The sequence below is a fragment of the Arhodomonas sp. KWT genome (assembly GCF_010993615.1).
Genome location: NZ_WNXE01000060.1, coordinates 1 through 7,741, shown reverse-complemented (window position 1 = coordinate 7,741; position 7,741 = coordinate 1). Strand labels below are relative to the sequence as shown.

Genomic DNA, 7,741 nt, shown 5'->3' with positions numbered 1-7,741 from the left:
CGATCCGGACCTGGACGAGGAGACCTCGCTGAACACGGACCTCTCGCTGCGCTGGCAGTCCCCGGGACTGAGGGCCACAGCGACCGTCTATCGCAACGTGATCAACGACTACATCATGCTCCAGGATACCGGCGGCACCCACGGCGGCCTGCCGGTGCTCCGTTACGAGCAGGCGGATGCGACACTCCATGGCGTCGAGCTCAGCGTGGAGAAAACGCTGGCCCCGTGGCTGACGCTCACCGCGGCCGCCGAGATGGTGGACGGCGAGCGTGACGACAACGGCGATGACCTGCCGCTGCTCCCGGCGGATAACATCAGCGTTGGCGCCCGTTTCACGCCGGCGAGCCGGGGCTGGCTGCGTAATCCGCACGCCTCGGTCACCGTCCGCCACTATGCGAGCAAGGACGCGGCCCCGGGCGAGCCCTTCTCGCAGTTCGACGACGCCCCGTTCGGCAGCGCCTCCACGGACAGCTACACGCTGGTCGGTATGAGCGCCGGCTTCTCGCCGCGCGTCGGCAACCGGGTGATCCACCTGGACCTGAGCGTGAGCAACCTGCTCAACGAGGACTATCGCGCCTTCCTGGACACCTACAAGGGCTACGCCCTCTCCCCCGGGCGGGATATACGCCTGACGCTGCGCGTACCGTTCGGCGGCTAGGCTGTGTACCCCCTCAACCCCGAGACATACAAGGTGGGCTGCGCCCGACAGCCGACATCGTCACGGACGGGATCCCGGGCGGGCAGGCCGTGTGCGACGCCGCCGGGACCGGCCCGGAATGTCGCACGCCCGTGGCGCACGACCTACCCGAAATTCCATTCTCTACCCTGGAGCAGGATCAACACACATGGTCGTTCACGCGGACCTCCTGGCGGAGTGTTTTGACTCGCACCGCCAGTCTTCCGGGTAGATCCCGAGTGAACAACCTACTGAAAGGTCACGGCCAGGCCCGCCACGCATCCCCGGCGGTCAGCCCCCCACGGGCAGGCCGCCGGGGCCGTCCGGCTCCACCGGCGGCGCCGGTTCCCCCAGCGGCAGCAGCTCGTTGGCCCGGCAGGCCTCGAACAGGGCGTGGATGGTCGGTGACAGCGGCTCCCTGGCAAGCGCCACGAGACCCACGGCGTACTCGACATCCGGCTCGTGCAGCGGGATGCCGCGGATGCCGCTATCGCTCCCGAACAGCTCGCTGAAGTACTCCGGCATCACGCTGGCCCAGCCGGAGAAGCGGACCTGGGCCCAGAGATGGACCACGGAGTCGGTCTCGATCTCCGCCTCCGGATTGCAGTCCGCGCTGCGGAACGCCTTGGCGATGATGCGGCGGTTCTGCATGTCCGGGGTGAGAAGGCACAGCGGCAGCTGCGCGGCCTCCGCCCAGGTCACCTGCTCCCGTCCCGCCCAGGGATGGTGCTCGGGCAGGAACAGGCAGTAGCGCTCCATGTACAGCGGCAGGGTCTCCACGCGTTCCACCGGTTCGTTGTCCAGGTAGGTGATACCGGCGTCGATATGGAACTCCTGGACGTCGCGCAGAATCTCGTTGGAGGTCGCCGAGTGCACGGTGAAGGACACGCTCGGGTGCTCGCGGCGCACCGCGCGGGTCACCGAGGTCGCCATGGGCAGCGCCGACGGGATGACCCCCAGTACCAGGCGCCCGCTCAGCCCGCCCTTGAGCTCGCTGAGGTCCTGCATCATCGATGAACGGTACTCCAGGATCACCTGGGCCCACTTGAGCACCCGCTGACCCTCGGCGGTGAGCCCGTGATAGCGCTGGCCACGCTCGACGATGGGCACGCCGAGCTCCTGCTCGAGCTGGCGGATCCGCCCCGAGAGCGTGGGCTGGGTGACGTTGCACCGCTCCGCGGCGCGGGTGAAGTGCTTCTCCTGGGCCAGTGCGGCGAGGTATTCGAGCTGTCGGATGTCCATGGATGCCCTGGTCGGCCCCTCCGGGCGCCGGTGGCGCCTGTGCATGCCAAGCGGCGATCGCCCGCAGGCGAGCGCCTTCGTGATGACGGCCCGGCGGGCGGCGGTGCCGCCCCGCCGGGTGTGCGACGTCTCAGAACAGCTTGACCGCCTTGGACAGGGTCGAAGCGACCCCGATGACGAGCGGAATCAGCACGACCAGCCAGGTGACGGTCAGCTGTACACGGTGTTCACCATTGCCGTTGGCCATGGGTAGTCCTCCTCCGGGGATTTATTCAGTTCTGGGCACTCGCCGCAACCGTCGGGCCACCACGGGCCGGACGAACGGGTTCGGCCTCCTCGTCCATGAGGTGATGGTCCGCCATCTGGCGGATCTTGAGATTGCACAGCAGGCCGACGAACAGCAGCCCCGCCATGATGTACATGGTGATGGTGTAGGCGTCCGCCTTGGCCACGCCCTGGTCGATCTGGTACTGGCGGATGTAGTTCACCAGCGTCGGGCCGACCACGCCCGCCGCCGACCAGGCGGTGAGGATGCGGCCATGGATGCCGCCGACGAACCGGGTGCCGAACACATCGGCGAGGTAGGCGGGGATCGTGGAGAAGCCGCCACCGTACATGCTGATGATCACCATGTAGCCGATCACGAACAGCGTCACCGCGCCGAGATGCCCGGTTTGCGGCACCAGCGCGAACAGCACCATGCCGAGGATGAAGAACGTGCTGAAGGTGGTCTTGCGGCCGATGCGGTCGGACAGCGACGCCCAGAAGAACCGGCCCGCCATGTTGAACAGGCTGAGCATGCCCACGAAGCCCGCCGCCGCGCCGGCGGTGATCACCCCGGGGAACATCTCCTGGCTCATCGCCGAGGCCTGGCCGAGCACACCGATGCCGGCGGTGACGTTGAGGAACAGCGCCGCCCACATCAGGTAGAACTGCGGGGTCTTCATCGCCTGGTTGATGTGCACGTGGCCGTCGGTGACCAGGCTCGCCTTGCCGGAGCCGCCGGCGACCTCGCCGTCCCAGCCCTCGGGCTTCCAGCCCTCCGGCGGCACACGCACGATCAGCGCGCCGAAACCGATGGCGATGAAGTAGACGATGCCGAGGACCACGAACGTCCCCGCCACGCCCACCGAGTCCGGCGTGGAGAAGTAGTCCATCAGCGCCACGGACATGGGCGAGGCGAGCATCGCGCCGCCGCCGAAGCCCATGATCGCCATGCCGGTGGCCAGGCCGCGCCGGTCGGGGAACCACTTGATCAGGGTGGAGACCGGCGAGACATAGCCGAAGCCGATGCCGATACCGCCGAGCACGCCGTAGCCCAGATACAGCAGCCACAGCTGGTGGGTCTGTACGCCGAGCGCCGAGACCAGGAAGCCGCCGCCGAAGGTCACGGCACTCACCGCCATGGCCTTGCGCGGGCCCACCCGCTCGACCCAGTGACCGCCGAAGGCCGCCGCCAGGCCGAGCACCAGCACGGCGATGCTGAATATCCATCCAAGGCTGGTGAGACGCCAGTCCGCCGGGGTCTGCTCGGTAACGCCGACGACCCGGGTCAGCGGCAGATTGAACACACTGAGTGCATAGACCTGGCCGATGGACAGGTGCACCGCTAGGGCGGCGGGCGGTATCAGCCATCGGTTGAAGTTGCGTGGGGCGGTGATGCGCTCCTTCGACAGGAACCCTGCGTCGGTGCCGCTCATGATCTCTCTCCTCCGCTGCGCTTTTGGCAGTTGGTTGGCCTGTGGCCTGTTTGTTGTCTCCCCCTGAACGACCGGCAGCGGCGGCCCCGGCGGGACCGCCCGGGCTGCCACGACCGGCCTGCGGCGGGGCGCCGCTACAACTGCTCAGCCGCCCAGTGCGCCAGCGGGCGGAGCCCGTCACCGCCCGCGCGGGCGTGCTCGCCCAGCGCCGAGCGCATGCGCGGCTCCCAGAAGGCCCGGATGTGGCCCAGGATCTCGCGCCGGGCCCGATCCTCCGGATAGGCCTCGAAGTAGGCGGCGATCTCGTTGGCCATGCGCACGAGCTTGTCGGTATGCATAAGGCGTCCTTTGGTGGTCCCGTCTCTGCCCGGGCGGATCACCGCCCACCCGTGGCGGCATCCGCGACGCGGCCGGTGAGCACACTGAAGCCATCGCCCCGTGCCTGGGCGATTAGGGTCATGCCGGCCTCGCCCGCGAGGCGAATGGCCAGCCCCGTCGGCGCCGAGACCGTGCACAGCGTCCCGGTACCCAGCCGGGCGGCCTTCTGGACCAGCTCGTAACTGCAGCGGCTGGTCATCACCACGAAGCCGTCACCGGGGTCGATGCCGTCGCGCAGCAGCGCGCCGGCGAGCTTGTCCAGCGCGTTGTGACGGCCGACGTCCTCCCGCGCGATCACGATCGTGCCGTCGGCGGCGGCGAAGGCCGCGGCGTGCAACGCGCCGGTGCTCGCGTTCAGGGGCTGCCATTCGCGCAGCCCGGCCACCGCGCGATGCACCGCCGCCGCGTCCACTGCCGCGGCGGCGGGCACACGCCGCACCGGGCGTACCGCGTCGCTCAGGGCCTCCACCCCACAGAGCCCGCAGCCGGTGGCGCCGGCAATGCGGCGCCCGCCCTCGCGGACCTCGGCGATCGGTGTGGCACCGGCGCACCGCTCGACGCGCAGGACGATGCCCTCGTCGTGCTCGCTGTGCGACAGCGCGGCGATATCCCCGGGGCCGTCGATGACGCCCTCGGTGTAGAGGAAACCGACGCCGAAGTCCTCCAGGTCCGTGGGGCTGGCGAGCATCACCGCGTAGTCCGCGCAGTCCACCCGCACCGCCACCGGCACCTCCTCGGGGACCCGCCGGAGGCCCTCGGCCCGGGCCCCGCCGGACCAGCGGGCCACGGGGACCTCGCGATACGGCGCCGCGCGGGGCGGCCCGGCCGCGGCGTCGTCGGTGACCACCGGCACGTCCACGGGGACGCGGCCGGGCCGTCCGGTAGCAGGGCGGGCGCTCACCGGCCCGCCCCCGCCGCGGCGACCACGGCGCCGTCCGCGGTCTCCACGGACTCGGCGGGCAGGCCTAGGGTCCGCTCGCGGTGCTCGCGGTAGTGCGCCTGCCACTCGGAGTCGGTGACGCTGGGCGTGACCTCCACCGCGGTGACCTTGTACTCGGGGCAGTTGGTCGCCCAGTCGGACTGCTCCGTGGTCACCACGTTGGCCGCGGTCTCGGGGAAGTGGAACGTGGTATAGACCACCCCCGGCGGCACGCGGTCGGTGATCAGCGCCCGCAGCGTGGTCTCGCCGATCCGGCTGCGCACCGCGACCCGGGTGCCGTCGCCGATGCCGCGCTGCTCAGCGTCGTGGGGGTGGATCTCCAGGCGGTCCTCAGCGTGCCAGACCCGGTTGTCCGTGCGCCGGGTCTGGGCCCCAACGTTGTACTGCGAGAGGATCCGCCCGGTGGTGAGCAGCAGCGGGAATCTGCGGTTGCTGCGCTCCTCCGTGGGGATGTAGGGCGTGAGCATGAACTGCCCCTGGCCACGCACGAAGGTGTCCACGTGCATGGTCGGTGTACCCTCCGGATGGGTCTCGTTGCACGGCCACTGGATGCTGCCCAGGCGCTCGAGCTTCTCGTAGGTCACGCCGGTGAAGGTGGGCGTGGTGCGGGCGATCTCGTCCATGATCTCCGAGGGATGGCCGTAGTCCATCTCCGAGCCCAGCGCCCGGACCAGGGCCAGGGTGATCTCCCAGTCCGCCATGCCCCCCGGCGGCGCCACCGCGCGGCGCACCCGGTTGATCCGGCGCTCGGCGTTGGTGAAGGTGCCGTCCTTCTCCAGGAAAGTCGAGCCGGGCAGGAAGACGTGGGCATAGCTCGCCGTCTCGTTGAGGAAGAGATCCTGGACGATGACGCAGTCCATGTTCTCCAGCCCGGCGGCGATGTGCTTGATGTTCGGATCGGACTGGAGGATGTCCTCGCCCTGGATGTAGAGCGCCTTGAAGCTGCCGGCGATGGCGGCGTCGATCATGTTGGGGATCCGCAGCCCCGGCTCGTTGTCCAGGGACAGGCCCCACTCGCGCTCGAAGACCCCGCGCACCTCGTCGTTGGCGACATGCCGGTAGCCCGGGAACTCGTGGGGGAAGGAACCCATGTCGCAGGAGCCCTGGACGTTGTTCTGCCCGCGCAGCGGGTTCACACCGACACCGCGCCGCCCCAGGTTGCCGGTGAGCATGGCCAGGTTGGCCATGCCCATGACCATGGTCGAGCCCTGGCTGTGCTCGGTCACCCCGAGGCCGTAGTAGATCGCGGCGTTGCCCCCGGTGGCGTAGAGCCGGGCGGCACCGCGCAGTGCCTCCGCGGGCACGCCGGTAACCCCTTCCACCGCCTCCGGGGCGTTCTCCGGGCGCACGATGAACTCCCGCCAGTCGGCGTACGCCTCGGACTCGCAGCGCTCGGCGACGAAGGCCTCGTCCGCCAGACCCTCGGTGACGATCACGTGGGCCAGGGCGTTAACCAGCGCGACATTGGTGCCCGGGCGGAGCTGGAGGTGGTAGTCGGCCTCGACGTGGGGCGTACGCACCAGGTCGATGCGGCGCGGGTCCACCACGATGAGCCGCGCGCCCTCGCGCAGCCGGCGCTTCATCTGCGAGGCGAACACCGGATGGGCGTCCGTGGGATTGGCGCCGATGACCAGGATGACGTCGGAGTCCTCCACCGAATCGAAGTCCTGGGTGCCGGCGGAGGTGCCGAAGGCGGTCTTCAGACCGTAGCCCGTGGGTGAATGGCACACCCGCGCGCAGGTGTCGACGTTGTTGGTGCCGAACACCGCCCGGGCGAGCTTCTGCACCAGGTACGTCTCCTCGTTGGTGCAGCGCGAGGAGGTGATCGCCCCGGCCGCCCCGCGCCCGTGCTCCGCCTGGATGCCGCGGATACGCCCGGCGGCGAAATCGATGGCCTCCTCCCAGCTCACCTCGCGCCAGGCGTCGGTGATGCGCTCGCGGATCATCGGTGTGGTGATCCGGTCCGGGTGGGTGGCGTAGCCCCAGGCGAAACGCCCCTTCACGCAGGAGTGGCCGTGGTTCGCCTGGCCGTCCTTGTAGGGCACCATGCGGATGACCTGGTCACCGCGCAGCTCCGCCTTGAACGAACAGCCCACGCCGCAATAGCCGCAGGTGGTGATCACGCTGCGCTCGGGCTGACCATGCTCGACGATGGTCTTCTCCTGCAGGGTCGCGGTGGGGCAGGCCTGCACGCAGGCGCCGCAGGAGACGCACTCGGAGTCGAGGAAGTCATCCTCGGCGGTGCCGGCGCTGATCACGGAGTCGAAGCCGCGCCCGTCGATGGTCAGCGCGAAGGTGCCCTGCACCTCCTCGCAGGCGCGCACGCAGCGCGAGCACACGATGCACTTGCTCGGGTCGAAGCTGAAATACGGGTTGGAGTCGTCCACCGGGGCGTCCAGGTGGTTCGCCCCGTCGTAGCCGTAGCGCACCTCGCGCAGGCCCACCGCGCCGGCCATGTCCTGGAGCTCGCAGTTGCCGTTGGCCGAGCAGGTCAGGCAGTCCAGGGGGTGATCGGAGATGTACAGCTCCATGACCCCGCGGCGCAGCTTCTCCAGCGCCGGCGTCTGGGTGCGCACCACCATCCCCGGCTCGACGTTGGTGTGGCAGGAGGCGGGGTAGCCCTTGCGCCCCTCGATCTCCACGGTACACAGCCGGCAGGAGCCGAACGGCTCCAGGCTGTCGGTGGCGCACAGCCGGGGGATCGCGATGTCCGCCGTCATCGCCGCACGCATCACCGAGGTGCCGGCGGGCACGGTCACGCTGTGGCCGTCCACCTCCAGGGTGACCGTGCGGGCGTCGGTGCTC

Annotated in this window: 6 protein-coding genes; 1 reads left to right on the top strand and 5 read right to left on the bottom strand. The window is 69.8% G+C overall.

Going from position 1 to position 7,741, the window contains the following annotated elements; translation table 11 throughout:
• On the top strand, positions 1–658 hold a 658-nt coding region (locus tag G7A99_RS25450), incomplete at its 5' end, for a TonB-dependent receptor (protein ID WP_240466241.1).
• Positions 659–967: 309 nt separating this feature from the next.
• Here the strand turns inward: G7A99_RS25450 and G7A99_RS10725 are convergent.
• The 5 genes from G7A99_RS10725 to fdhF form a co-directional block, all read right to left on the bottom strand.
• Entirely contained in the window at positions 968–1,918 is a 951-nt protein-coding gene (locus G7A99_RS10725; RefSeq protein ID WP_163140095.1) for a LysR family transcriptional regulator, read from the bottom strand.
• Between the two features lie 272 nt (positions 1,919–2,190).
• Positions 2,191–3,618, bottom strand: a complete 1,428-nt coding sequence (locus tag G7A99_RS10720; protein ID WP_163140093.1) for an OFA family MFS transporter — start codon at positions 3,616–3,618, stop codon at positions 2,191–2,193.
• A 134-nt stretch (positions 3,619–3,752) separates the two neighbouring features.
• Positions 3,753–3,956 (bottom strand): formate dehydrogenase subunit delta, encoded by a 204-nt coding sequence (locus tag G7A99_RS10715; RefSeq protein WP_163140091.1) that lies wholly within the window; start codon positions 3,954–3,956, stop codon positions 3,753–3,755.
• 38 nt (positions 3,957–3,994) lie between these two features.
• The gene (gene fdhD / locus G7A99_RS10710) at positions 3,995–4,897 is read right to left on the bottom strand and encodes a formate dehydrogenase accessory sulfurtransferase FdhD (RefSeq protein WP_205599805.1); all 903 of its coding nucleotides are present in this window, start codon (positions 4,895–4,897) and stop codon (positions 3,995–3,997) included.
• Positions 4,894–7,741, bottom strand: a 2,848-nt coding sequence (gene fdhF, locus G7A99_RS10705) for a formate dehydrogenase subunit alpha (protein ID WP_163140089.1), incomplete at its 5' end; no start/stop codon positions are given. The genes fdhF and fdhD, both read right to left, overlap by 4 nt.